This window comes from Micromonospora marincola, assembly GCF_056150385.1.
The window spans coordinates 55338-79966 of sequence record NZ_JAXCFT010000021.1; the positions used below are offsets into that span (position 1 = coordinate 55338).

The window sequence follows — 24629 nt, forward strand, 5'->3', positions numbered from 1 at the left end:
GAGCCGTGAGGGTGCACCAACGACGTCTGAGTTGCAACCTGACGAACGATCGTCGGTGCCGATCGGTGACAGGCCGCGCCGCCCCGCCCGGCGGCGTTAAGAAGGGGCCCCACCTATACCGAAAGCGTTAACCGGGGCCCCCGCCTTACATCGCGGCGCGGGCGGAGAAGGCGATGCTCGCGAGCAGGAAGCCGCCGTTGACCACCGTGAACGCCACCATCACCCAGAACGCCAGCGCGGGCGCGAACACCAGCACCAACCCGGCCAGGAAGATCACCGCGCCGTAGTCGCGGACCAGCTTCACCACCCGGACCGGGAACGACGTGGAGGTGACCATGCTCGCCGCGTTCGGGCCGGACTGCATCACCGACGTCACCAGGTTGACCATCCAGGTGCCGGCGAAGACCGCCACCAGCCACACCGGCGTGGACGGGCGCTGCGCCACCGCCGTGGCGGACAGCGCAGCCACCAACGCGATCTGGGCGGCCACGTCGCAGAGCACGTCGATCCGGGCGCCGGCCGCGCTGCCCTGCCCGGTCACCCGGGCGAGCTGCCCGTCGGCGCAGTCCAGCGCGTACGCGATCTGCCAGCCGACCAGGGCGACCGTGCCGACCACCCAGGCCGGCACGGTGCCGGCGGCCACGTCGTCGGCGAGCGCCACCACGGTCACCGAGGCGGCCAGCCCCAGCACCAGGTTGGCAAGCGTCAACGCGGTCGGGCGCAGCCCCAGTCGCTCGGCGACGAGCGCGAACGCCGCCCCGATCCACTGGCTGATCGACTCGCTGAACAGGCCGCCGCCCCGGTTGACCCGGTGGAAGTCGGCGACGGTGGGACGGGGCTCAGCCAAGGTGGTCGCGGAGGGCACCGGCGTAGTCTGCCAGCCGCTCCCGGGTCTCGGAAGCCGACATCGCCAGGTGTTCGAGGATGGTGTAGCGGTCCGGTCGGGTGGCCGGCGCGAACTGCACCGCCTCGACGAACTGGTGGTCGGTCAGGTTCACCTCGGCCGGCAGCCGGGGCAGCCCGTGGCGGGCCAGGCAGGCGGACATCTCGGCGAACCGGCGCTCGTCGCCGCGCAGGAACGTGCAGAACAACGCGCCCAGCCCGGCAAGCTCGCCGTGCGAGGCGGTGCCGGGGAAGAGCGCGTCGATCGCGTGCATGATCTCGTGGCAGCCGCCGCTCGACGGACGGCTGGTGCCGCAGACCGCCATCGCCAGGCCGCTGGAGATCAGCGCCTCGGCCAGCACCGTGACGAACGCGTCGTCGGTCATGTCGCCCGGGTGGTTGAGCACCGCCTCGGCGCCTGCCCGGGCCAGCGAGGCGGCCAGCCCGTCGACCGGCTCGCCGCGTACCTGGCGGGCCAGCTCCCAGTCGGCGAGCGCGCTGATGTTGCTGACCACGTCGCCGATGCCGGCGCGGTTGTGCCGCTCCGGCCCGGCCTCCACGAAGTCCAGGTCGACGATCACCGCGATCGGTATGTGCACCCCGTAGGAGCCCTTCAGGCCCTCGGTGATCAGGCTGGCCACCGGCGAGGCGATCCCGTCGTTGGCGAGCGCGGTCGCCACCGTCACCATCGGCAGCCCGCGCCGGGTCGCCGCGTACTTCGCCACGTCGATGGTCTTCCCGCCGCCGATGCCGACCACCGCGTCGTACGACCGGGCGCGCAGCTTGCCGCCCAACTCGTCGGCGGCGTCCAGGGTGCCCCCGGCGACGGTGAACACGTCCGCCGACCGCAGCGACGGCCGGATCAGCTCGGCGATCTTCTCGCCCTGCCCCGGCCCGACCACGACGGCGACGTCACCGCCGGCCGAGATCCGGCCGTCGGACAGGATCGACGCCAGGTCCGCCACCGCACCCCGCCGCACGTCGATGTGCAGCGGGGTGAGGACGCTACGGGCTAGTAGCGGCACGCGATCTCCCGTGCCCGGGCCAGGTCGTCGTGGTTGTCGACCTCGACCCAGGAGACGTCACCGATCGGGGCCGCCCGCACCTCGCCGCCCCGGTCGGCGAACTCCTGGTAGCCGTCCTCGTAGTAGAGGTTCGGGTCACGCCGCCAGGTCGCCTCCAGCGCGTCGGCGAGCGCGTCGGCCACCTGCGGCTCGATGAGCGTCGCGCCGATGTACTCGCCGTACGCCTCGCCCGGGTCCATCAGCTTGGTGATCCGGGTGAGCTGGCCGGCGGCGTCGAAGGTGGTCTTCATCTCCTCCTCGGCCAGCGGCTTGAGCGTGTCCACGGCCAGCAGGACGCCCGGCCCACGCTCGGCCAGCAGCGTCTTCTCCACGCTCACCGGGTGCACGGTGTCGCCGTTGACGAGCAGCACGCCCCGGGAGAAGTGCTCCCGGGCCAGCCAGAGCGAGTAGGCGTTGTTCCACTCCTCGGCCTTGTCGTTGTCGACGAGGGTGAGCGTGACGCCGTACTTCTCCGCCAGGGCGGCCTGGCGTTCGCGGATCGCGTCGGCCGCGTAGCCGACCACGATCACGACCTCGGTCAGCCCCACCGCGGCGAGGTTGCGCAACGCGATGTCGAGGATGGTGATCTCCCCGTCGACCGGCACCAGGGCCTTGGGCAGGGTGTCCGTGTACGGCCGCAGCCGGCGCCCCGCACCCGCGGCGAGCACCATCCCGATCATGCCGACACGCTCCTCTTCTCGACCGATTCCACGAGGCGAGGATAACGTCGGCGGCCCGGCTGCCCGGGTGCAGCCCGTGATCGCCCTACAGTCCGATCGACCGCAGCGCGGCGAAGCCGTCCGCCACGATCCGCCGGATCATCCCGTCGTTCACGTCCCGGTGCTCGTCGAGCAGGGCGATGTCCCGCTCCGCAAGCCAGCGGAACTCAGTGTGCTCGGTCGGCTCCAGGCGGGGCCGGCTCAGGTCGCCGTCCACCCGGACCAGGAAGTCGGTCTCCACCCGGGTCAGCCCGTCGTCAGCGGTGTAGCGGTATTCGCCGACCAGGCCCAGCACGTGCGACACCGCCCAACCGGTCTCCTCGGTGACCTCCCGGCGCAGCGCGTCGTCGATCTCCTCACCCGGCTCCAGGTGGCCGCCCGCGATGTCCCAGCAGTTGGGGAAGAGGCGTCGCCCGGGGGCGCGGCGCTGCACGAAGATGCGGCAGTCGTCGTCGACTATCAGCGCGCCGGCGCAGCGGAGGGGGTCGGTGGGCACCCTCCGACAGTAGCCATCCGCGCCGTCGGCGGGCGATGCCCCTTCTTGTCCCGGTACGCATCGATGGCGCACCATGTCCGTACCCAGTCGCCGTCCCACAGGAGTGATGTGTGATGCAGGTACGGGAAGCGATGTCCAACGAGGTTCTCGTGGTCGGCCCGGAGCACACGCTCCGCCAGGCGGCCCGGATGATGTCGGCCCGCGGTGTCGGGTCGGCGGTCGTGATCGACCCGGACTCCGAGGGGGTCGGGATCATGACCGAACGCGACGTGTTGAAGGCGATCGGAGCCGGGCTCGACCCGGACGTCGAGCGTACCGGCGCCCACCTGACCTGGGACGTCGTCTACGCCGGCCCGGACTGGACCGTCGAGGAGGCGGCGGCGGCGATGGCCCGGGGCGGCTTCCGCCACCTGGTGGTGCTCGACGGCCGGGAGGTGGCCGGCGTGATCTCGGTGCGGGACCTGATGCGGGTGTGGGCGCGGCAGCACGCCCCGACCCAGGTCTGAACGGGCGATGGCCCGGCCGATACCGGCCGGGCCATCGTCGTGCGGTGTGTCGCGGTCGTGCCCGCCCCGTCAGGGGCCGACGAAGACCGCGGTGCCGCGCCAGTCCACGTCGTCGACGCTCGGACCGCTGAGCACCGTGGCGGTGCCGGTCGGCGCGCCGTCCGACCACGCCGTCGAGGACAGGCTGCCGTTGCTCCGGGAGACGACGTAGAGCTTGTCGCCGTCCAGGATCAGGCCGCCCGCGTCGGCGAAGGTGGTGGTCCCGGCGACCGTGTTCCGCTCGGCGCCGACGGTGCCGGTGTCCGGTGCGAACCCACGCCAGAACAGGGTGCGCTGGCCGGCGAGCGTGTAGTAGACCCGGCCCTTGGAGTAGACCATGGCCGTCACGTTCGGCAGTTCGGCGGAGAAGTTGACGGTCATGCCCGCGTACGTCGAGCCCTCGGGCGCGGAACCGGTCTCGATCAGGTCCCACTTCTCGTCGTGGTACGGGTCCAGCTTCTTCGGGGTGCCGAACTCGGTGCCGTCGAACGAGCGCTTGTAGAGGTCGCCGCCGACGCCGTAGAACAGGTCACCGCCGACCCAGAACGCGCCCTTGACGCCCGACCAGCGGGTGTCGTCCGGGTTGGGCACCGACATCGCGGTGCCGACGTTGCTCGCGCCGTCGTACGACCGCTTGGTGATGCTGTCGACAGTGGTGGCCGGCGGCACCGGCGGCAGCTTGACGATCTCGATGCCCTGCACCAGCGGGTTCTCCAGGACCCGACCGAAGTCGATGTCGATGTTGCCGTCGCTGGTGACCGCGAAGGCGCGCATGGTGCCCCGGTTGGTGGCGCCGATCGCGGCGATCGGGTCGAAGTTGCTCAGCTTCTGCACGCCGTCGATGCTGACGTTGAACTTGCGCTTCCCGGCGGTGGAGGTCCCGTTGTAGCGGTTGGCGAGATAGAGCCGCACCTGCACCGGGGTGCCGGCCGGAACCGGGAAGTCCCACTGCATGTCCGGTGCGGGCGCCTCGTCCCAGCGCTCGCTGTTGAACACCTCGACCGGCGTGCCCGCCGGGACGGTGGCGTCGAGCGAGGCGTTCGTGGTGTACGTCAGGACCTGGCTGCCGGCGTTGTGGTGGGTGCTCGGCGCGGTCGGAGTGTCACCGGCCCAGGCCGGCCCGCTCGGAGCGGCCAGCTCGGCGCCGCCCGCGTTGACCCGGTAGAGCACGTCCGAGGCATCAGGCGTCGGCGCGGTCTTGACGATCTCGATGCCCTGGATCAGCGGATTCTCCAGCTCACGGCCGAAGTCGATGTCGACCACGCCGTCGCTTACCACCGAGAAGGACTGCATCGTGCCGCGGTCGGTGCCACCGGCGACGGCGACCGGGTCGAAGTCGTTCAGCTTGAGCACGCCGTCGATGCTGACGTCGAACTTGCGCTTGCCGACCGTGCCCGTCCGGGAGTAGCGGTTGGCCAGGTAGAGGCGGACGTCGACCCGGGTGCCGGCCGCGACCGGGATGTCCCACTGCATGTCCGGCGCGGCGGCTTCGTCCCACCGCTCGCTGTTGAACAGCGTCGTCGGGGTGCTCGCCGGGACGGTGGCGTCGAACGTGGCGTTCGTGGTGTACGTCGACACGCTGTTGCCGCTGTTGTGGTGCGGGCTGGGCGCGGTAGTGCTGTCGGCGGCCCAGTCCGGCCCGCCGTCGGTCGCCGGGATGGCCGGACCACCGGCGTTGACCCGGTAGAGCACCTCGGTCTGCGCTGCCCGACCGGCCTGGTAGATGTCGCCGGGCAGGCCCTTCGTGCTTGTCGAGTGCGGCGCGTTGCCGCCGTCGAGCGGGAAGAACGCCAGCCGCTTCCGCTGGTATTCGCGGTTGCCGATGTATTCCTGGTCGCTGCCCAGCCAGAGGCCCTGCGGCGTCACAAGCATCTCGGTGACGCCGTAGCCGCGCGGGTGCCGGCCCGGGTTCCAGGACAGCGGCAGGCCGCTGGCCGGGTCGAGGGCCGCGATGCTGGCCCGGGGCACCGCGCCCGGCCCGGCCTTGTCGCGGCCGAGCGGGTTGTTCGACCAGCGGAAGTGACCGCCGACGTAGACGGCCTTCTCGCTGATGCCGACGGAGAGGAAAGTGTCGCCGCCGCTGAAGTTGGTCCAGGTCGGCTTCTGGCCGGCGCCTGTGGCGTCGGTCTCCCAGCGGGCCGCCGAGTCGCAGAGCGTGCCCGGGAAGGAGGCGCCTGTGGTGCCCACCACGAAGTACTTGCCGTCCGGCGAGAACTGCACGTCGCGCACCCACGAGTCGAACGCGCTGTACTTGCAGGCGCCCGAGTAGCTGTCGGTGTTCCAGTCGGCGACGGTGGCCGAACTCGCGCCCAGGTCGATCCGCACGATCTGGTCGTGCACGACGCCGTCGGCCTTCTTGAAGTTGCCGATCACCACGAGGTGCTTGCCGTTCGGCGAGACGGTCATCTTCTCGACGCCGATGCCGGCCGAGGCGCCGCCGTTCGTCGCCGTCCAGTTGTGGTGCTCGGTGAGCGATACCGTGAGGTAGTCGTCCACCGCGCCGGTGGTCGGGTTGAGCGAGGCGAGCCCGGCCCGGTTGGTGGTCGCGGTGACCGTGCTGAAGATGCCGCCGACGAGCAGGTGGTTGTCGACGAGCGCGAGGTCGCTTACCGCGCCGTTGAACGCCGGGCCCTTGAAGCTGTCGACCGGGGTGCCGTCGGCGACGTTCAGCAGCACGAGCTTGCGGAAGTTCTTGCCGTCGACCTTGTTGAACCCACCGGCGAGGTAGACCGTGCCCGGGGTCGGGCCGGCGATCACCGCCGCCACGTCACCGTCGAGCACCGGCGCGAAGGCATTATCGATCTTGCCGGTCGCCTTGTCGAAGGCGAGCACGCCCCGACGGTCGACCGGGGTGGGCGACGAGCCGCGGTTCTGCGCGTTGGTGAACGAACCGCCGACGATCACCTTGCTGCCGGCGTCGTAGATGGCCACGACGTTGCCGTCGTTGATGTTCGGCGTCTTGTCCGACGTCATCTCACTGACAAGCGTGCTGTGGTCGGGTGCGACCGCAGCCGCGGGCGCGGCGAGTGCCGGCACCGGTGTGAACAGGGCGGCGATGCCGAGCACGGCGGCGCCGAAGGCGGACACCGAGCGGTGTCTCAGGAACGAGGAAGGCACAGGCTGCTCCGGGGGGAAACGTCGGAGGCGCTGCGGTCGTGGCCGGTGCCGACGTGAGGTGGGATAACCCGGCCGACCGCAGACGTGAGAGCAACACTTTCTCGCATCCGGCCGCCCCGCGTCCACCCGGGATCGGTCTTTTTGGCCGAGGAAGCGGACCGGGTCGCACGAAAAGACGAGGAAAGATCACCGATTGCTTACGGAGGGTGGCGCAGCGGAAACGTTGAGGTCAGGCATCGGCGGGGCGAAGTACGGGTCGGTGGCCATCTCCCGGAACACCGCCTCGCTCTCCGGGTCGTCGCCGAACGTGCTGTCGTACAACGGCTTCTCGGTCTGCCGGGCCGCGAAATAGATGGCCGCCTTGATCTGCGGGTGCTTCTTCAGGTAAGGACCGACCTCGCGCATCCACGCGGCCCGCTGCCCCGGCCGGCCGTCCTGGGTCAACCCGAACTCGCCGATCACCACCGGCCGCGGGTGTTTCTTGGCGAACGCCATGAAGCGGTCCATCCGGTCGGGGAAGCTGTTCCACTCCGGGCTGGGGTAGACGTCGGCGCAGAGCCAGTCGACCTGGTCGTCGCCCGGGTAGTAGTCGGCGGCCCGTCGGCTGGGCTCGGCGAACCCGTCCGCGTGCGGGCACCAGACCCAGGCCGCGTTCGTGACCCCGGCCTCGGTGAAGATGCCGCGCACGTGCTTCCAGGCGGCGACGTAGTCCTCCGGCGAGTGCATGCTCGCGGCCAGGTTCGGCCGGTCCATCTCCCACCGGTAGCGCAGCAGCACCGGCACGCCGAACGCCTTGACGTCCTGCGCCCGCTGGCGGATCAGCGCGTCGTAGACGCCGCTGACCGTCGACCGGGTGTCGGTGCCCTGCCAGGAGATCATCTGGAGCTTGCCCTGGGCCTGGAACGCCCGCTCGGTCCCGCCCGGGAACGGCTCGTTCCACTCGTGGAACATGTGCGCGATGGCGAGCTGGCCGCCGGCAGCCTGGTTGAAGTCGTCCCACGCCGACGCGCGGCCGGTGGCGTTGTGGAAATCGGGCTTCACCCAGGCGCCCACCCAGGCGCCCTTCTCGGGCAGCTCCGGCCCGCGCCCGGTGGTCTGGACGTCACCTTTGCGGGGCGTCACCGTGGGCGGGGGTGGCGCCGCCGACGTCGTCCGGTCCGCCGGGTCCGGCGGACCGGAGTCGCACGCCGCGACCACAGGTGCCAGAAGGGCCAGTGCGATCAGGGTCGCCATCGTCCGTCGAAACCGTCGTACCACCGCAACCTCTCCCCAGGATGGTCGCCGGCGCACGGTCGACGACCCGAGGTCTCCGCGTCAGCGGAGCGGCACGCCGGGTCGGGCGGGCGACCTCTGGCACTCTACCCGTGGACGTGCCCTCACGGGTGGTAGTCGAGTTCGGTAAGCAGCGGACCCGCCTGGGCCAGCACGTCGGCCAGGTCCTCTTCGGTCAGTCGCTGCCGCCACCGCCCCACCGAGTTGGGCCGGGCCTTCGCGAACCGGGCGTGCAACGCCTCCCGCCCGGCCGGGTCGCCCACCTCCAGGAAGTCGGCGACGACCTCGGCCGCCTCGGCCGGACGGTGGACGACGTCCTCGTAGCGCAGGTGCCGGACCCGGTCGGCGGGCAGCTCGGCGAGCTGGGTCAGCGCGCTGCCGGTGAAGCGCCGCCACATCCAGGCGGACCGGCCCAGGTCGGAGACCCGGGTGAACTCGTCGCGCCGGTCGGGCTCCACCCAGAACCGGGGTGCCGCGCCCCACGGCGTGCCGCCCCGGCCGCTGCGTCCGGTGCCCGTCGACGCGGCGTTCAACCAGGGCTGCTCCGCGTGTGACACGGCCACGTCCCGACCGTCCCGGTAGACGTGCAGGAAGACCGCGTCCGGGAAGATCTCGGCCAGGAACGGCACGATGAAGCAGTTCTCCGGGTCCTTCTCGGCGAACCGCAGCCCACCGTGACCGGACGCGGCGAGCAGCGCGCCGTAGTAGCCGCGGAAGTAGCGCGCGGCGCGCTGCGGCGTCCAGCTTCCCTCGTAGACGCAGCGGGCGACCGCCTTGGTCAGCCGGGGCTCGTAGTGGTAGGACACATCCGGCAGGGCCCCCACGCAACTGCCCAGGAACGTGGTGCCGGAGCGCGGGGCGCCGAGGATGAAGATCGGCCGCTCCACCTTCAGGGTGAACCTCCGGTTGCCGGCCTCCACCGGGCGTTCCAGATCCCGGCGTTCCTTGCGGTCGGCGAGCAGGCCGACCGCGGCGAGCTTCGCCGCCTTCACAGTGGACAGCCCGGCGTGCGGGGCGCGGGGGGAGTCGCTTGTCATCGAAGGTCCCATCGGTACGCAGGAACGGGTCAGGACTGGGCGGCCGGGTCCGCCCCGGCCCGGTTGCGGCCACGGCGCAACGCCCGCAGCGCGTCGAGGTGCAGGGTGCGCCGCCAGCGCCACACGCCGGCCAGGTAGGCCCCCGTGCCGACGGCCGTCACCAGCGCGAGCACCACAGGCGTGGCGCCGAGCAGGCTGGCCACCCCGAGCGGCAGGCCAAGCGCGACGACCGCGAGCGCCATCGCGGCCCGGGAGCCGGCGCCGAACGGGTGCAGCCGCATCGACCACCAGAGCTGGGTCAGCGGCACCAGGTTGGTGACCAGGATGGAGACGGTCCAGGCCAGGGCGGCGCCGAGGATGCCGTAGCGCGGGATGAGCACCAGGTTCGCGACCACGTTGAGCACCGTGCCGCCCATCGCGTTGTAGAACGTCCACGCGGTGCGGCCGGCCATGTTGAGCACCATGTCCACCATGCCGCACCCGGTCGCCACCAACATGGTCAGCGCGAGCAGGACGACGACCCGGCGGCCGTCGGCGTAGCCTTCGCCGAACAACGCCAGCATGGGCACGGCGAAGGCCGCGAAGATCAGGTATGCCGGCCAGGAGAGCAGCACCAACCAGCCGGTGGCGGCCTGGTAGAGCTGCCGGGCCTCGGCCCGGTCGTCGCGGGCGAAGGCGGCGGCCAGCCGGTGCTGCACCGAGCTGGAGAGCGCGACGCTGGAGAGCTGCCCCAACGCCAGGAAGCGGGTCGCGGCCGTGTAGATCGCCGCGTCCGCCGGCCCGCGCAGCGCGCTGAGCAGCACGATGTCCAGCCGCTGCACCACGATCGCGGCCACGCTGCTGACCGCGCGGGGCCCGGTGAACCGCCAGAACGGCACAAGCATCTCGCCCGCCGGGACCGGTCGGGTCACCTGCCGCCCGGCCCGGCCGACCAGCCGGCCCAGCCACACCAGCGCGACCACGGCGGCGAGCAGGTAGGGCACCACCCAGGCCAGCGGCAGCGCGACGGTGGCGGAGAGCCCGAGCCACGCGGCGACCGCCACGGCCAGGAACTGCACCAGGGTGCGGCCGAGCCGCTCCACGGTCAGCAACGGGCGCATCTGGCCGAAGCCGCGGCAGGCCGCGAGCGCGTAGTCGTTCAACGCCGCCAGCGGCACGAACGCCAGCAGGATGCGCAGCGCGGTCACCGCGTCCGGGCCGGCCTCCGGCATGGTCGCCCGGGCCAGCGCCGGGGCGGCCAGCCAGCCGGCCGCGCCGAGCAGGACGCCGACCGCCAGCACCGGCAGCAGCCCGGCCAGGATCGTGCCGCGGATCTGGTCCCGCCGGTCGAGGGTCCGCTGCCGGCTGACGAAGTAGACGGTGCCCACGTCGGTGCCGAGCCGGGCCGCCGACGCGGCGATCATGAAGGCGCTCGTGGCCGCGAAGAACATGCCTGCTTCGCGGACCGACCAGCCCCGGGCGATGACGATGTTGAGGCCGAACCCGGCCACCGCGGCCAGGCCCACCCCGACCAGGTTGGCGAAGCCCTGCCGGGCCACGCCGCCCAGGCCCGCGCCCGGAGCCGGCCGGACCGCCGGTAGGACGACCGTGGCGTCGGCGTCCGTCCGGCTCACCGCCGCCACGACGGCTCGCGTCCCCACCAGGTGGCCAGCCGCTCGTCGTACGGGGCGAAGTGGCCCTCCAGCCGGGCCCGCAGCTCGGCCGACATCGGCGACCGGGACCGCGAGTTGTGCTTGCCGAAGGCGATGTCCGCCCAGCGGGGCAGCTCAAGGAAGTCGCAGACCGCATCGAAGGACGGCCGCGGGTCGGCGAAGAAGTCGTCGCTGTCGATGACGTGCAGCCGGTCCCGGCCGACAAGCGCCTCCAGCCGCTCCACCTGCTCGATGTAGCGGCCCCGGGCCAGGTAGGCGTTGTGTTGCAGGTGCTCGCTGTTGTACGTCGGGTCGGCGGTCATCCGCTCCCGCTCGCCCGCCGTCCGCTGCTCCTCAAGCGCCAGCGCCCGCTCGAAGTCCGCCTCGGTCTCGTAGCCGCGGGCCAGCTCGTGCGAGTGCGCCGAATAGGCCCGCTCCACCGGGTCACGCAGCAGCACCAGCAGCTTCACCGACGGCAGGTCCTTGGCGATCCGCTGCCCGGCCAGCGGGTGGAACATGTAGTAGGGGCTCGACTCGCCGGTGATCCCGCGTACGCCGAGCTGCGCCTTCACCGCCTCCGCCTTGCCGGTGGTGGGGAAGTGCCCGAGATACCAGCTCATCCCCCGGCGGTAGTCCATGTCGAAGTAGTGCACGCCCTTGTGGTACGCGGGCGGCAGCACACCTGGGTGCTGCGACAGCGTCTTGAACAGCGAGGTGGTGCCACACCGCTGCGCCCCCACGATCAGGAATCCCGGCACCATCCGTGAACCCGCGGTCAACCGACCCACCGTCCGGCTCACCGACTTCACCGCGCGGAGCGCCTGCTCCCTGGCCACCGTCACGTCCCCACCCCTCACTCTCACCCGGCCCGGCGGGCCAGGTGCTCCTCCACGGCGGGCAGCAGCCAGGTGTCGACATGCCCCAGTCGCGCACCCGCCTCCGCCTGCCGGTCCCGCAGATAACGCGCCGCCAACTCCACCAGATAGAGCACGGCGACCAGGTCGGCGCTCCCGCCGTCGGAGTCGAACGGCGCGAGCGTCCGGTCGGCGCCGGCGATCAGCGCCCGGGCGGCCTCGACCGGCTCCACCCCGTCGTGGCTCATCGCGCCCTGCACCGCCAGGTGCAGCGCGTCGTAGCCGGCCGGCACGTCCGACTCGAACCGCTCCCAGTCCCACACCAGCACCCGGCCGTCGGCGAGCACCGCGCTGTTGCCGCCGTTCCAGTCCCCGTGCCAGGCGCCGAAGGCCACCACCGGGTCGGCCTCGGCGACCGAGGCCAGCACCGCGCGCAGCCGCCCGGCCTCCGGCCGGTCACCGAGCGCGTCCACCGCCGCACCGAGCCGCGCCGCGTGCCCGCTACCCGCCCACGACTCCCGGCGTACGCCGAGGCAGCCGGCGACCGCCACCATGGCGGCCAGTTCGGCGGCTTCCGCGGCGGCCGGGGTGGCCCGGGGCAGCCGCACCGGCAGCGCCTCCTGCACCAGCAGCGCATGCCCGTGCCACTCGCCGTGGTGGCGTACCCCGGCCAGCACGACCGGGCCGAGCGGCAGGCCGGCGAGGCGGCGCAGCGCGGCGGCCTCCGCGTGGACCAGGGCGCGGGTCAGCGGGTCGACGCCGAGCTTCGCGTACCCGAGGGCGCGGCCGTCCGGCGCGAGCAGTTGCAGCACCGGCTTGCGGTTGGCCCGCGCCGGCCCGATGTGCAGGCTGACAAGCGCCGGTTCGCCAAGCACCTCGGTCAGGTAGGCGTCCAGCCCGCCGCCGCCGTCGACCACCAGCCGGTCGCGGAACACCAACGGCCCCAACCCGAACCGGAACGCGGTGGCCAGCCCCTGCCGGACCAGCTTGGCCTTGCGGCCGACCGCCTCGGTGGAGTGCCGCACGGCGCCGGCCGCGGCCCGGCCCGAGCCGGTGGGCACCAGCAGTCGCGGACGGGCGGCCGAGGGCACCACGACCCAGCCGGCGCCACCCCGGCGCAGGGCCGGTTCGGCCGGTTCGGGCCAGATCAGGCCGGCCAGCTCACCGAGGTAGGCGGAACGGCCGTCGCCGTCCGGGGGTACGAGGAACACCATCAGCGGTCACCGGCAGCTTCCAGTCGGGCCCGTAGCCCGGCGATCGTGCCCTGAGGTGGCGTCGGCGCGAGCGCCCGGCGGTGCCGGTCGTTGCGGGCCAGCAGGGCTACCGAGATCAGGGCGTAGGCGAGGGTGGCTTCCAGTGCCCCGTAGGTGAACTGGAAGAAGAGCATCAAAATGATCACGAGCGTGCCGGCGATCCCGATCGCGCTGTGGTCGCGCCGATATCGCCAGAGGCAGTAGAGGAAGAAGCCGTTGTAGGCGAGCGCGCCGACCCAGCCCTGACCGACGAGCAGCGCCCAGAGCTGGCCGTTGCTGCCCAGCTCCCGGTTGCCGCACTGCTTGCAGTCGTCGGACTTGCCGATCGCGATCGAGCGGTTGCTGCCGATCAGCGCCCGGTTGCCGCCGTAGCCGAGGATCGGCGAGTGGTTGGCCGCGGTGACCGCGCCCTCGGACAGAGTGGTGCGGATGTCGTCGCTGTGCCCGTTCTGGAGCCGTTCGTCGAAGGTGCGGCCGAGCGGGGTGGCGACGATCAGCACGCCGATCAGCCCCACCGCCAGGGCGAGCCCGCCGAGCACCACCATCCGGCCGCGCAGCGCGAGCCGCAGCGCCACGTACGCCGCGGCGATGCCGACGCCGATCCAGAGCCCGCGATTGAGCGAGTAGATGATCGGGAAGATCGCGGCCAGGGCGATCGCCACCCCGGCCGTGCGGCGCAGCGGCCTTCCCAGCACCACCCAGCCGACGACCAACCAGACCAGCAGGATCGCGGTGTTCTCCCCCCACGAGTTCGTGTAGGTGAACGGCGCGGACGGTCGGGGTGAGCTGGCCTCTCCCTCGATCACCTGCTGGACCTGGGCGAACTTGACGTCCATCAGCGAGGCGACGAAGGGGTGGGTGGCGATCGAGTGCGGCAGGACGAAACGCAGCGGCGCGACGAACCCGAACGTCGGGAACAGCGAGCCGAGCCAGCCGCCGATCACCACCACCACGCCCATGAACCCGAAGAGCCGGATCATCCGACGCTGGGACAGCTCCCGCTCGCTGAGGTTGTAGACGTAGAGCATCGTCACGGTCATGGCGACGAAGTTGGCCAGTCGGATGCCCCAGCCGAGGTAACGGCCGCCGCCACCATCTGGCGGCAGCGTGTCCGGGGCGGTGAGCCCGAGCGTCGACGCGGACAGGAACAACCAGAGCAGCAGGATCAGCCAGATGCCGAAGCCGGGCGGCACCCGGACCGGACCTCGCCGGGCCATCTGCACCATCATCGGCACCGCGAAGATGATGAAGACGAAACTGGACACCCCGAGCGCCCACCACACCGGCCAGAGCAGGAAGAGCGAGATCAGCGGCCACGCGGTCGGCAGCCGCCACGACCACCCCTTCGGCCGGAGCCGGACCGGCGGGAGACGGCTCCCCTCCGGCGGCGTCACCGCGCCGAGCGGCACCGACCCCCGCGCCGGGCGGGGTGGGGTGACGGTGCTCATTTCACGGTTACCTTGGCGGTGGTCGGCGCGTAGATCACCCAGGCGTTGCCGGGCTGCGGGTGCAGCAGGTCACCGCCGGCGTCCGCGAGCGTGCAGACCATCCCCAGGCCGGGCTTGCGCCACCGGCCCTTGGCGCTGTTCGGGCCGGACACCGCCACCACCGCGCCCTCGCCGAAGACGTTCGCCGACGGCAGCGAGCGGAACGACGGCTTCCGCACCTCGAGCGTGCGGTATTCCATGGTCAGCACGATCACCGAGGCGGCGGTCACCGTCGCGGTGCCGACCTTGCTCGACCAGAGCGACTTCTGCTTGTCGTACCGCCAGGTCATCGGCGGGCCGCCGGAGACGGTGACGGACAGTTCGGCGGCGGGTGCGAGGTCCCGGGCGGCGAGCGCGTCGCCGTTCGTGGCGTGGTCCAGCGCCGGCGTGGGCGGCTGGCCACCCTTCGGGGCGGCCTTGAGCAGCGCGGCCGTGGAGGTGTAGTCGCCGCTGAAGACCTTGCCCCCGTCGTCCGGGGTCACGCCGTCGAGGTCGGAGTTCTCGAACTGGCTGAGGAAGCCGGTCGGGCCGCCGTCGTAGCCGACGAACGGGCGCAGCACCGACACCGACCGGATGTCGACCGGCCGGATCTCGGTGACCGGCCCGATCTTGACAGCGTCCTTGGAGTGGAACACCGCGGTCAGGTGCAGCGTGTCCGACTCGGCGAACTCGGCGTAGACCAGGTCGGCGGCGTCCAGGCCGGCCGGGGTGGTGGCGGGGCTCACCCGCAGCGGCACCGCGACCGCCTGGCGGGTCGCCGCCGCCGCCGTACCCACAGGCGCCCCGGTCAACGGGCCCGCCGGCAGGCTCGACGTCGGGCTGGGCGCGGCCGACGACGTGGTCACGTCGCCCGGGTCCACCACGTTGGCGCCGCCCGGCTTGGGCTGCGGCTCGCTGCACCCCGCGCCGACGCCGAGGACGACGGCCGGTGCGAGGGTGGCGCGGAGCATCTGCCTGCGGTTCACCCCAGATCCTCGCCGGAGTCGATGGCGTAGCTGCGGCCGTCGCCGCCGTCGCCTCGGGAACGGTAGGTGCCGCCGGCGCCGTTGACAGGCATCGGCTTGCCCGGAGCGGCGCCCTTGCCGGGGGCCGCCGGCTTCGCCGAGCCGGCGGCCGGGCCGGAGCGGGACGACTGCATGCGCGGCAGCACCATCGTCGACTCGGCGGACGGGCCGGGACTCGGGCGGGGCTTGCTTCGGTCGGGCGGGGTCGCCGGAGCGGTCGAGCCGGCCGACGCGGCCGGCGTCGACGGACGGGTGGCGCCGCCGGTTGGCGCGGGCAGGCGCGGCGCCAGCACGGCGCCGATCACCGGCGCGTTGACCTGCTCGAACTGCTGAAGAGCCGCGGTGATCTCACCGCTGCGGGTCTTGCCGGCCTCGGCCACCACGATCACCGCGTCGACGTAGCGGCCCAGGGCCTGGGCCTCCACGGCGTGGGTCGGCTGCGCCGTCTCGATCAGCACGTGGTCGAAGCGCGCGGTCAACTCGTGCAGGATCTCCAGCAGGCCGGCGACCGGCAGCTCGACCTCCGCGTCCAGGTCGCCCGGGACGAGCACCCGGAGCTGGCCGAGACCCGGCACCGGGGCCAGCGCCTTGAGCGCCGGCACGTCGCGGCGGAGCACCGAGGCGAGGCTGTGCCGGCCCTCGGCCACCCCGGTGATGCCGCTCAACGCCGAGTCCGGCTTGGTGGTGACAAGTGCGACCTGCGCGCCGGTGCGGGCGTACGCGGCGGCCAGGTTGGCCGCCACGAACCCGGCGGCGGTGCCGGCCGAGCCGTCGCAGAGCAGGAGCTGACGACCGCGCCCGGCCTGGGCCGGCTCGGGGACGGCGGAGAGCAGCACGTTGCGTAGCCGGCCCAGCTCGCGGGAGACCCGGTGGGTGGCGGGGAGGACGGAGAGCGACGGCACCCGGGAGTTCAGCTCGAGCAGCAACGGCAGGCCGACCCGGTCGGAGATGTCGCGCCCGCGCCGGATCCGGGTGTCGAGCCGGTCCAGCACCAGCGCCAGCACGATGCCGAGCAGCAGGCCGGCCCCCATGCCGCTGGCCAGGTTCAGGGTGCGGTTCGGCGAGCTGGGCCGCTCGGGCAGCCGGGCGTCGGAGATGATCTCGCCGGGGTCGGAGTCGGTGGAGACCAGCGGGCTGAGCCGGTTGTTGAGCCCGCTGAGCTGATTTGTCAACACGTTGCGGTCGGCCTCGGCGCGCTCCCGCTCCGGCGAGTTGGACGGGGCCGCGGCGATCCGGCCGGCGACCGTGCTGAGCTGCTTCTGCACGTCGGCGATCTGCTGCTTGAGCGCGTTTGTCTCGTTCTCAAGCGTCTTCTGCGCGGTGGCCTTGCGCAGGTCGAGGTAGGCCTGGGCGAAGGCGTGCGAGCCCGCCTGCGCCTGGGCCGGGCTGCCCGCCTCGTATGCCACCTGGAGGATCTGGCTGTTCGGCGGCACGTTGACGGTCACCGACTTGACGAGCACGTCGCCGCCGGTGTCGACCTTCATCAGGCCCTTGGCCCGCTCGGCGACCACGAGCGAGCGGACCACCTGCGCCTCGGTGTCGAGGTTGACCTTGGCGTTCGGGTTGCTCTCCGCGCCGGAGCCGAGCGGGCGCACCAGCAGCGACGTGGTCGAGGTGTAGCGCGACTCCTGGAGCTGGCTCACCGCCAGGCCGCCGGCCAGGCCGAGGACGGCGGCGAGCAGCAGGATCCACCAGCGGCGGCGCAGCCAGCCCAGGTAGGCCATCAGGGCAAGACCGTCGGCGTCGCTCTCGGCCAAATGGGGTGAGGGCATCAGAGTCTGTCGCTCCCTTTCGACCGAGCCGGGCAGTCCACGGCACAGCTGGAACTGACCGTGACTTCGAGTGTCCCCGATCCGAACGTTGAGGGAAAGTCTGCTCACGTTCCGGTAAGCCTGCCCGGGTGTGGGCAGCCCGCGTAGAGATGGCCGATTGGAGCTGGCCATTCGGCGGGTTCCCGGCAGCGGGCCCGACCTTGCCTCCGGTGGTCGACGTCGCCGCCGGCTCACGTGCGGAGCGGTGACGGAATCCTGACACATCCCTCGCGGCGTGGTCGGCCCGGCCCGTCCCGGCGGTGTCACAGGTGTTGACCTGCCGAGTCGCACCGCGGATCGGATCCCGGCGACGGGATTCCCGTGGTGAACCGACCGGCGGCCGGGATCCGTCCAACAGGCCCTTCAGTTGTCCATGGGCGCGCCAGTAGGTTGTCATGGCGCGTCCGAGGGTCATTCACGTAAATCCGGACGCGGTCGCAGCCGTACGGGAGGAAACGTTGTGGTGAGCGGGTCAACCGAAGGCTCGGGGCAGGTCCTGCTGGTCGGATCCAGTGGCGGGCATCTGGCCCAACTCCTGGCCCTGGAGCCCTGGTACCGGGACCGGCGCCGGGCGTGGGTCACGTTCGACACACCTGATGCCCGGTCGCTGCTCGACGGCGAGGAGGTGGTCTGGGCCCACCACCCCACCACCCGCAACGTCAAGAACCTGGTCCGCAACGCGTTCCTCGCGCTGAAGGTGATCCGTCGACGCGGGGTGGACGCGGTGGTCACCACCGGCGCCGGGGTCGCCCTGCCGTTCGTGGTGGCGGCCCGGCTGCGCCGGATCCCGACGGTCTACATCGAGGTGTACGACCGGATCGACAGCGCGACGCTCACCGCCCGGCTCTGCCGGCCCTTCCTCAGCGCGATGCTCGTCCAGTGGGAGGAGCAGCGCCGGATGTACCCGGAGGCGACAGTCGTGGGGAACCTCCTCTGATGGGGCACATTCCGCGGCAGCGAGACCGGCGGTCCGCGCCCTACGTGCTTGTCGTGGTCGGCACCGACGTGCACCGCTTCGACCGCCTGGTGGGCTGGCTGGAGCGCTGGCACGCCGCCCGGCCCGAGGTCCGGCTGGTCCTCCAGTACGGGCACAGCCGCACGCCGGCCCTGCCCGAGGCGACCCCGTTCCTCGGCCACGAGGAGCTGCAACGCGCCATGGCCGAGTCCACGCTCGTGGTCAGCCACGGCGGCCCGGCCACCATCACCGAGGCCCGGCGCACCGGCCACCTGCCCATCGTGGTGCCCCGCGACCCGGCCCACGACGAGCACGTCGACAACCACCAGCAGCTCTTCTCCAGGCGGCTGGGCGCGGCCGGGATGGTCCGCCTCTGCGAGTCGGAGGCCGAGCTGCTCGCCGCCCTCGACGAGGGGCTGGCCGATCCGAGCCGGTTCGCCCTGGCCGCCGACCCGGGCCGCCCGGACCCGCGTGCCGAGGCGGTCGCCCGGGTCGGCGCCGTGATCGACGAGCTGGTGGCCCGCCGGGTCCGCCAACGGGCCGGCGGGCGGCGCGGATGAGCGCCCCCGCACCGGCACAGCCGCGGGTCCTGTTCGTCGGCGGTCTCGGCCGCAGCGGCTCCACCCTGCTGGAGCTGTTGCTCGCACAGAGCCCCGACGTGTGCGCGGTCGGTGAGGTGGTGCACCTCTGGGAACGGGCGCTCGGCGCCGACGAGCGGTGCGGCTGCGGCGAGCGGTTCACCGCCTGCCCGTTCTGGCGCGAGGTCGGCGAGCAGGCCTTCGGCGGCTGGTCCGCGGTCGACCGGGACGACGTGCTGGCGCTCAAGGACCGGGTCGACCGGACCCGGCACATCCCCCGGCTGGCGAAGAACGCGCTCCCCCCGGAGCAACTCGCCGACGTCCGCCGCTACGGCGACCTCTACACCCGGATCTACCGCGCCGCGCTCGCGGTGACCGGGGCGCGGGTGGTGGTCGACTCCAGCAAGCACGCCTCGCTCGCGTTCGCGCTGAGCTGGGCCGAAGGGCTCGACCTGCGGGTGCTGCACCTGGTCCGGGACAGCCGGGCGGTCGCCTACTCCTGGGGCAAGCAGGTGCGCCGGCCCGAGGTGGTGGACGGCGAGGACTTCATGCCGACCTTCTCACCGTTCGAGGTGAGCAAGCTGTGGACCGCGCAGAACGCCGCGTTCCACCTGCTGGCCGCGCGGGCGAAGGTGCTGCGGCTGCGCTACGAGGACTTCACCGCCGACCCGGCCGGCACCGTACGCCGGCTGCGTGAGTTCACCGACCTGCCGGACGACCCGGCGGCGTTGCGCATCCTGGCCGGCGGCCCGGCGGACACCGCCGCCCAGCCGGCCGCGCCGTTCCGGGCGCACAGCGTCGCGGGCAACCCGCTGCGGTTCAGCGGCGGCCCGCTGACGGTACGGCGGGACGAGGCGTGGCGGGACCGCCTGCCGCGCCGCAGCCGGGCCGTGGTCAGCCTGGCCACGCTGCCCCTCCGAGTCCGCTACGGCTACCTGGGCCAGCGGGGTTCCGACGATTCCGTGGAGAGATCATGAGTGGGCCGAGCATCTCGGTGGTCGTACCGACGCGGGACCGTCCGGAGCTGCTGCGCGCGGCGCTTGACGCCATCCTCAGCCAGGCGCATCCGGGCCTGATCGAGGCGATCGTGGTCTACGACCAGTCCGAGCCGGACCGGTCGCTGGAGACGGATCGTGGCGACCGGCGGATCCGGGTCATCACCAACACCCACACCGCCGGGCTGGCGGGGGCGCGCAACACCGGCATCGAGGCGGCCACCGGCGACTGGGTGGCGTTCTGCGACGACGACGACGAGTGGCTGCCGGGCAAGTTGGCCGCCCAGTTCGGCGCGCTCGACGCGCACCCGGACGGCGCGCTCGTGAGCTGTGGCATCCGGGTCAGCTACGACGACCGCACCGTGGACCGTTCGCTGGACCGGTCGCGGATCTCGCTCGAGGCGCTGCTCCGCGACCGGCTCACCGAGCTGCACCCGTCCACCTTCCTGATCCGCCGGGCCGCGCTCGTCGACGCGATCGGCCTGGTCGACGAGCAGATCCCGGGCAGCTACGCGGAGGACTACGAGTTCCTGCTCCGGGCCGCCCGCTACGCCCCGCTGGTCAACGTGGAGAGCCCGTACGTGCTGGTCCGCTGGCACAAGCGGTCCTACTTCGCGCAGCGCTGGGAGACGATCTCGACCGCGTTGCAGTGGCTGCTCCGCCGCTACCCCGAGTTCGCCACCGTCCCGCACGGCGAGGCGCGGGTGGCCGGCCAGATCGCCTTCGCGCAGGCGGCCATGGGCAACCGACGTGACGCGGTCCGCTGGGCCCGGCGCACGCTGGCGCGCAATCCGAAGGAACCACGCGCCTACCTGGCACTGGCCGTGGCGAGTCGGGCGGTGCAGGCCGACCGGGTGCTGCGCACGCTGCACAAGCGCGGCCGGGGTATCTGACCGCCGGTCGTCCGAGCGGTGACGACGACAACGGGCGGGCGACCTCGGTCGCCCGCCCGTCGCGGTTCCGCCGGCCCGTCTCAGGCCATGCAGAACGCCTTCCACGCCTGGATGCTCGGTTGGTCGAGCAGCCGGAAGTCGCCCTGACTGACGGTCTGGTTGTAGTACGCCACGAACTCCGGCCGCTGGCCGTTGAGGAAGCCGCTCATGGAGCGGATCCAGGTGGCCCGCCCGGCGCCCGAGTCACCGGGCACCAGGTCGCTGCCGGTTTCCGCGACACCCCACGGCTTGCCGAGCGCCTTGGACTTGCTGATCATCGCGCCGTAGATCTCCTGCGGCGGGGCGTACCGCTTCCACTTGACGCCCCAGTTGTAGCAGTCCCAACCGAGCGTCTCGATCACGTCGCCACCCGGGTAGTACGAGTCGAAGCTGCGCTTGGACTTCGGGTCGAGCGTCCAACACATCAGGATCAGCGTGTTGATCAGCTTCGGGTTGTTCGCCCGGGCGGCGAGGCCCGCGACCCGCTTCCACGCGGCCCGGTACGCGTCAGGCGTGAACGCGCCGCGCTCGACGTCGTCCTCCGGCTCGTGGAAGTAGGACCAGTACACGTTGTGGTCGCGCGGGATCGAGGCGAACCAGGAGGCCAGGCGGGAGTCGTGCTTGCCGGAGTTGATCTCCTGGGGCGCGGCCTTGAACGACACCACCACGGTGCGGTCCACCACGTCGGAGCGGCTGCCCGACCAGGCCGGCGGCAGGCCGGGGTAGAAGATCCGGGCCATCTGGAGCTTGCCGAAGGTCCGGTCGGAACGGCTCAGCGCCTGCCCGAAGTTCTCCCCGTTCTGCACGCCGATCGACGCGCCGGGCAGGGTCAGCCGCGTACCGGCGAAGCCCTTGCCGGCACCCGGGGCGGCGGAGGCCGACGCCTTCGCGTCGGGCTTGCCGCCGAGGCCCTGCGCGGCGCTCGGGGGCGCGGACCCGGGCTTGGCCGGGGCGCCCAGGCCGGCCGACGGTGCCGGCCCGCCAGATGCCGGCACCTCGCCGGCCTGCGGGTTCGTCGCGTCGGGCCGCAGCGCGGCCACCGCGACCCCGCCGCTCGCCACGGCCAGCGTCACGGCCGCCGCGACCATCATGCGCCAGCGCGGCCGGGAACCACCGGGCGGCGGGCCCGAGGCGACAGGTGGGTGCGGTGGACGGCCGGGGCCGCCGCCGGCCGGCCGCAGCTCGGCCGGGGCGTCCGCGAGCGGCGGCCCGGTGAGCGTGGCGGTCGCCGTCGCTCCCTGCGCCCAGCCGGTGCCGTCGCTCGGTCCGGCCCAGCCGGTGCCGTTGGTGGGTCCGGCCCAGGCGGTGCCGTCTCGGTGCGTCGGCCCGGACGGCGGGCCCCAGTCGGACGCGGGGCCGTCCGGCGCCCAGTCGGCGCCGGCCCGGTCGGGCCCCGGCCAACCCTGGTCGGCGTCCGACCAGGACGGCTCCGGGCCGTTGTGGCCGGGCAGCTCCCGCTGCGGCCAGGGCAGGTCACCGCGGAAATCGGCCTGGGCCGGTGGCGGAGCCTCGGCGTCGGGCCAGGGCAGCGCGGGGCTGCCTGACTGGCGCGAAATGTCCTGACCCGGCCACAGGCCGGTCGGCTGCCCGAAGGCATTGTGCGGGTCTCGGTCGGCCGGCATGGCCCTCCCTGGCTGTCGGCGGCCCGGGTGGTCGGGCTCAGGTCGGACGCGCATTCCCGTCCGACGATAACCCGCATCCACCCCGGCCGTACGTACCGTCACTCTCAGCCGAACGCCTCACCCCGGTCACCGGTGACGGCCGAAGCGGGCATCTCGACTCCGGTCCGGGCAATTGCGTCGAGCAGTCGGTCGGCCAACTCGGGGCGGCAGACCAGCAGATCGGGCAGGCGCGGGTCGGCCCGGTTGTAGCGCAGCGGCGAGCCGTCGATCCGGGACGCGTGCATGCCCGCGCCCAGCGCCACCGCCACCGGTGCGGCACTGTCCCACTCGTACTGTCCGCCCGCGTGGACGTACGCGTCCACCTCGCCCGTCACCACCGCGCAGACCTTGACCCCGGCCGAGCCCATCGGCACGGCCCGGGCCCCGAGCATCTCCACCAGCTCACCCACGAACGCCGGCGGCCGGCTGCGGCTCACCGCGATCCGGATCGGCCCCTCGGTCGCCTTCGGCGTCGGGCAGGTGGTGCCGAGGACGACCGGGACACCGTCCACCGTGGTCCGGGCCGGCATGCCGACCGCCCCGGCGACGAGCGCGCCGTCCGGCCCGGCGGACCGCTGCCAGAGCGCCACGTGCACCGCCCAGTCGTCCCGCCCCGCCTCGGAGAACTCGCGGGTGCCGTCCAACGGGTCGATGATCCAGACCCGGTCCGCCTCGTGCCGGGGCGCGCGCTCCCCGTCCGCCCAGGCCCGGCGCGCGTCGGCCTCCTCCTCGGAGAGGACCGCGTCCGCCGGCCGCCAGCGGGCCAGCGCCGCGGTCATCAGCTCATGCGACGCGCGGTCACCGGCGTCCTTGAGCGCTTTCGGGTCGGCGAAGCCCTGCCGGTCCCGCAGCGCGGTGAGCGCCACCCCGGCCTCGGCGGCCAGCCACTGCGCGAACCGCTGGTCGTCGAGTCGTCCCGTCTCGTCCTCGGTCACGAGCCCCATCCCTGTGTCGCGGGTCTGCCGACCCGTCATCCTTCGGCGGCGGTGTCACCGGCGCCAGCGTCCGGTCGGATCGTAGACAGCCGCGAGTCGGCCTCGGTTTCCCCGTCGACCCTGGTCGACACCGGTGACCGCCCGCATGTTGAACTTCCCGTGTATCGCGGTCGGACCCGCCGGGCCAGGCCCTAGGCTCTGCGCATGACCGCCGAGCAGCTGATCTCCTTTGCCCGTGGGGCTCCCTCGTTGGACATCGTCGATGTCGAGGGGCTCAAGGCCGCCGCCGTCCACGCCTTCGACGCCGACCCCGCCGGGGTCACGGCGTACGGCACCTCCGTCGGCTACCCGCCCCTTCGGAAGTGGATCGCCGAGAAGCACGGCGTCGAGGCCGACCAGGTGCTTGTCACGAACGGCTCGCTGCAGGCCGACGCGTTCCTCTTCGACCACCTGGTCCGGCGCGGCGACGCGGTGGTCGTCGAGCGTCCGACGTACGACCGCACGCTGCTCAACCTTCAGCAGATGGGCGGTGAGGTGCACGGCGTGACCATCCAGCCGGACGGTCTGGACACCGCCGAGCTGCGCAAGCTGCTGGAGTCCGGGGTCCGGCCGCGGCTGGCCCACGTGATCCCGAACTACCAGAACCCGGCCGGCGTGACGCTCTCCCTGGAGAAGCGCCGTGAGCTGCTGGACCTCGCCGCGGAACACGAGTTCACGATCTTCGAGGACGACCCGTACGCGGACATCCGGTTCCGGGGCGAGCCGCTGCCCTCGATGCTGTCGATGGACAGCCGGGGCGTGGTGGTGCACGCCTCCAGCTTCACCAAGACGGTCTGCCCGGGAGTCCGGGTCGGTTACCTGGTGGGTCCGGCCGAGCTGATCGCCGCGATCGCCAAGCGGGCCACCAACCTCTACATCTCGCCGGGCATGGTGGCGCAGGCGATCGTGCACCAGTTCTGCGTATCCGGGTCGATCGAGCGGTCGATCCAGACGGTCCGCACGGCGTTGGGCGAGCGCGCCGGGGTGCTGGCCGAGTCGCTGCGCCGGCACATCCCGGAGGCCCGGTTCGTCGAGCCGGACGGCGGCTACTTCCTCTGGGTCGAGCTGCCGGAGGACGTCGAGGTGGACCGGCTGGCGCCGGCCGCCGCCGAGCGTGGCGTCGCGGTGGTGAAGGGCAGCGACTTCATGGTCGACGGTGGCCGGCACGCGCTGCGGTTGGCGTACTCCGCGGTGACGGCGGACCGGATCGATGAGGGCGTCCGGCGGTTCGCGGAGGCGATGGCGGCCGTCCGCGGCTGATTTTTGTCGGGTTTCCGACAGAACGGCCCTGTGGGCCGGCTGAAGTCTCCCGCCCGGCCGGCCCGCGGCCCACAATGCTGCGAGCGCCGCTCACCTTTCCGG

The 24629-nt window shown here is 72.6% G+C and carries 21 protein-coding genes; 6 read left to right on the forward strand and 15 right to left on the reverse strand.

Annotation, left to right across the window (positions count from 1 at the left end; all coding sequences use genetic code 11):
* Window positions 1-145: 145 nt before the first annotated feature.
* The 4 genes from SM450_RS27715 to SM450_RS27730 all read right to left on the reverse strand — a co-directional run bounded on the left by SM450_RS27715 (window position 146) and on the right by SM450_RS27730 (window position 3161).
* Window positions 146-865: a CDP-alcohol phosphatidyltransferase family protein gene (locus SM450_RS27715; RefSeq protein WP_474622720.1), complete on the reverse strand. Its 720-nt coding sequence runs from the start codon at window positions 863-865 to the stop codon at window positions 146-148.
* Window positions 840-1907, reverse strand: coding sequence for an iron-containing alcohol dehydrogenase family protein (locus SM450_RS27720; RefSeq protein ID WP_474622721.1), 1068 nt, complete (start codon window positions 1905-1907; stop codon window positions 840-842). The genes SM450_RS27715 and SM450_RS27720 overlap by 26 nt, the downstream gene beginning before the upstream one ends.
* Window positions 1895-2626, reverse strand: a complete 732-nt coding sequence (locus SM450_RS27725; protein WP_474622722.1) for a phosphocholine cytidylyltransferase family protein — start codon at window positions 2624-2626, stop codon at window positions 1895-1897. Before SM450_RS27725 ends, SM450_RS27720 begins: the two co-directional genes overlap by 13 nt.
* Window positions 2627-2711: 85 nt before the next feature.
* Window positions 2712-3161 (reverse strand): NUDIX domain-containing protein, encoded by a 450-nt coding sequence (locus SM450_RS27730; protein ID WP_474622723.1) that lies wholly within the window; start codon window positions 3159-3161, stop codon window positions 2712-2714.
* Window positions 3162-3274: 113 nt separating this feature from the next.
* On the opposite strand from SM450_RS27730, the gene SM450_RS27735 reads away from it, so the two are divergent.
* Window positions 3275-3667, forward strand: coding sequence for a CBS domain-containing protein (locus SM450_RS27735; RefSeq protein WP_474622724.1), 393 nt, complete (start codon window positions 3275-3277; stop codon window positions 3665-3667).
* Window positions 3668-3736: 69 nt separating this feature from the next.
* Here SM450_RS27735 and SM450_RS27740 read toward each other — a convergent pair whose 3' ends face one another.
* From SM450_RS27740 to SM450_RS27780, 9 genes are all read right to left on the reverse strand, one after another.
* Complete coding sequence (locus tag SM450_RS27740) at window positions 3737-6793, reverse strand: malectin domain-containing carbohydrate-binding protein (RefSeq protein WP_474622725.1); 3057 nt, start codon at window positions 6791-6793, stop codon at window positions 3737-3739.
* Window positions 6794-7009: 216 nt separating this feature from the next.
* Window positions 7010-8056 carry a glycoside hydrolase family 26 protein gene (locus SM450_RS27745; RefSeq protein ID WP_474622726.1) on the reverse strand — a complete coding sequence of 349 codons (1047 nt, stop codon included), beginning with the start codon at window positions 8054-8056 and terminating at the stop codon, window positions 7010-7012.
* A gap of 143 nt (window positions 8057-8199) precedes the next feature.
* Window positions 8200-9132, reverse strand: a complete 933-nt coding sequence (locus tag SM450_RS27750; RefSeq protein WP_474622727.1) for a sulfotransferase family protein — start codon at window positions 9130-9132, stop codon at window positions 8200-8202.
* Between the two features lie 29 nt (window positions 9133-9161).
* Complete coding sequence (locus SM450_RS27755; RefSeq protein ID WP_474622728.1) at window positions 9162-10745, reverse strand: oligosaccharide flippase family protein; 1584 nt, start codon at window positions 10743-10745, stop codon at window positions 9162-9164.
* Window positions 10742-11605 (reverse strand): sulfotransferase family protein, encoded by an 864-nt coding sequence (locus tag SM450_RS27760; protein ID WP_474622729.1) that lies wholly within the window; start codon window positions 11603-11605, stop codon window positions 10742-10744. Before SM450_RS27760 ends, SM450_RS27755 begins: the two co-directional genes overlap by 4 nt.
* A 17-nt stretch (window positions 11606-11622) precedes the next feature.
* Window positions 11623-12831 carry a hypothetical protein gene (locus tag SM450_RS27765; RefSeq protein ID WP_474622730.1) on the reverse strand — a complete coding sequence of 403 codons (1209 nt, stop codon included), beginning with the start codon at window positions 12829-12831 and terminating at the stop codon, window positions 11623-11625.
* Window positions 12831-14318: an O-antigen ligase family protein gene (locus SM450_RS27770; protein ID WP_474622731.1), complete on the reverse strand. Its 1488-nt coding sequence runs from the start codon at window positions 14316-14318 to the stop codon at window positions 12831-12833. The genes SM450_RS27765 and SM450_RS27770 overlap by 1 nt, the downstream gene beginning before the upstream one ends.
* The gene (locus tag SM450_RS27775) at window positions 14315-15322 is read right to left on the reverse strand and encodes a DUF3048 domain-containing protein (RefSeq protein ID WP_474622732.1); all 1008 of its coding nucleotides are present in this window, start codon (window positions 15320-15322) and stop codon (window positions 14315-14317) included. The genes SM450_RS27770 and SM450_RS27775 overlap by 4 nt, the downstream gene beginning before the upstream one ends.
* Complete coding sequence (locus SM450_RS27780) at window positions 15319-17133, reverse strand: Wzz/FepE/Etk N-terminal domain-containing protein (protein ID WP_474622733.1); 1815 nt, start codon at window positions 17131-17133, stop codon at window positions 15319-15321. The genes SM450_RS27775 and SM450_RS27780 overlap by 4 nt, the downstream gene beginning before the upstream one ends.
* 499 nt (window positions 17134-17632) lie before the next feature.
* Between SM450_RS27780 and SM450_RS27785 the strand changes: the two genes are divergently transcribed.
* From SM450_RS27785 to SM450_RS27800, 4 genes are read left to right on the forward strand one after another with little or no spacing between them, the layout of a single operon-like run.
* Window positions 17633-18109: a UDP-N-acetylglucosamine--LPS N-acetylglucosamine transferase gene (locus tag SM450_RS27785; protein WP_474622734.1), complete on the forward strand. Its 477-nt coding sequence runs from the start codon at window positions 17633-17635 to the stop codon at window positions 18107-18109.
* The gene (locus SM450_RS27790) at window positions 18109-18687 is read left to right on the forward strand and encodes a glycosyltransferase (protein WP_474622735.1); all 579 of its coding nucleotides are present in this window, start codon (window positions 18109-18111) and stop codon (window positions 18685-18687) included. Before SM450_RS27785 ends, SM450_RS27790 begins: the two co-directional genes overlap by 1 nt.
* Window positions 18684-19682, forward strand: coding sequence for a sulfotransferase family protein (locus SM450_RS27795; RefSeq protein WP_474622736.1), 999 nt, complete (start codon window positions 18684-18686; stop codon window positions 19680-19682). The genes SM450_RS27790 and SM450_RS27795 overlap by 4 nt, the downstream gene beginning before the upstream one ends.
* Window positions 19679-20593: a glycosyltransferase family 2 protein gene (locus SM450_RS27800; protein ID WP_474622737.1), complete on the forward strand. Its 915-nt coding sequence runs from the start codon at window positions 19679-19681 to the stop codon at window positions 20591-20593. Before SM450_RS27795 ends, SM450_RS27800 begins: the two co-directional genes overlap by 4 nt.
* An 80-nt stretch (window positions 20594-20673) precedes the next feature.
* Here the strand turns inward: SM450_RS27800 and SM450_RS27805 are convergent, their stop codons facing one another.
* Together SM450_RS27805 and SM450_RS27810 are read right to left on the reverse strand one after the other, a co-directional pair.
* Window positions 20674-22254, reverse strand: coding sequence for a glycoside hydrolase family 26 protein (locus SM450_RS27805; protein WP_474622738.1), 1581 nt, complete (start codon window positions 22252-22254; stop codon window positions 20674-20676).
* Window positions 22255-22358: 104 nt separating this feature from the next.
* The gene (locus SM450_RS27810; RefSeq protein ID WP_474622739.1) at window positions 22359-23237 is read right to left on the reverse strand and encodes a 3'(2'),5'-bisphosphate nucleotidase CysQ; all 879 of its coding nucleotides are present in this window, start codon (window positions 23235-23237) and stop codon (window positions 22359-22361) included.
* A 195-nt stretch (window positions 23238-23432) separates the two neighbouring features.
* Here SM450_RS27810 and SM450_RS27815 point away from each other — a divergent pair, with 195 nt between their 5' ends.
* Window positions 23433-24527 (forward strand): aminotransferase-like domain-containing protein, encoded by a 1095-nt coding sequence (locus tag SM450_RS27815; RefSeq protein WP_474622740.1) that lies wholly within the window; start codon window positions 23433-23435, stop codon window positions 24525-24527.
* The last annotated feature ends 102 nt before the right edge of the window (window positions 24528-24629 follow it).

What these genes read in the sequence shown, in the direction of transcription:
- SM450_RS27745 (WP_474622726.1), bottom strand. Translation starts at nt 8,056, where the DNA reads ATGGCGACCCTGATCGCACTGGCCCTTCTGGCACCTGTGGTCGCGGCG.
- SM450_RS27790 (WP_474622735.1), top strand. Translation starts at nt 18,109, where the DNA reads ATGGGGCACATTCCGCGGCAGCGAGACCGGCGGTCCGCGCCCTACGTG.
- SM450_RS27750 (WP_474622727.1), bottom strand. Translation starts at nt 9,132, where the DNA reads ATGACAAGCGACTCCCCCCGCGCCCCGCACGCCGGGCTGTCCACTGTG.
- SM450_RS27800 (WP_474622737.1), top strand. Translation starts at nt 19,679, where the DNA reads ATGAGTGGGCCGAGCATCTCGGTGGTCGTACCGACGCGGGACCGTCCG.
- SM450_RS27815 (WP_474622740.1), top strand. Translation starts at nt 23,433, where the DNA reads ATGACCGCCGAGCAGCTGATCTCCTTTGCCCGTGGGGCTCCCTCGTTG.
- SM450_RS27725 (WP_474622722.1), bottom strand. Translation starts at nt 2,626, where the DNA reads ATGATCGGGATGGTGCTCGCCGCGGGTGCGGGGCGCCGGCTGCGGCCG.
- SM450_RS27735 (WP_474622724.1), top strand. Translation starts at nt 3,275, where the DNA reads ATGCAGGTACGGGAAGCGATGTCCAACGAGGTTCTCGTGGTCGGCCCG.
- SM450_RS27805 (WP_474622738.1), bottom strand. Translation starts at nt 22,254, where the DNA reads ATGCCGGCCGACCGAGACCCGCACAATGCCTTCGGGCAGCCGACCGGC.
- SM450_RS27795 (WP_474622736.1), top strand. Translation starts at nt 18,684, where the DNA reads ATGAGCGCCCCCGCACCGGCACAGCCGCGGGTCCTGTTCGTCGGCGGT.
- SM450_RS27765 (WP_474622730.1), bottom strand. Translation starts at nt 12,831, where the DNA reads ATGGTGTTCCTCGTACCCCCGGACGGCGACGGCCGTTCCGCCTACCTC.
- SM450_RS27780 (WP_474622733.1), bottom strand. Translation starts at nt 17,133, where the DNA reads ATGCCCTCACCCCATTTGGCCGAGAGCGACGCCGACGGTCTTGCCCTG.
- SM450_RS27770 (WP_474622731.1), bottom strand. Translation starts at nt 14,318, where the DNA reads ATGAGCACCGTCACCCCACCCCGCCCGGCGCGGGGGTCGGTGCCGCTC.
- SM450_RS27810 (WP_474622739.1), bottom strand. Translation starts at nt 23,237, where the DNA reads ATGGGGCTCGTGACCGAGGACGAGACGGGACGACTCGACGACCAGCGG.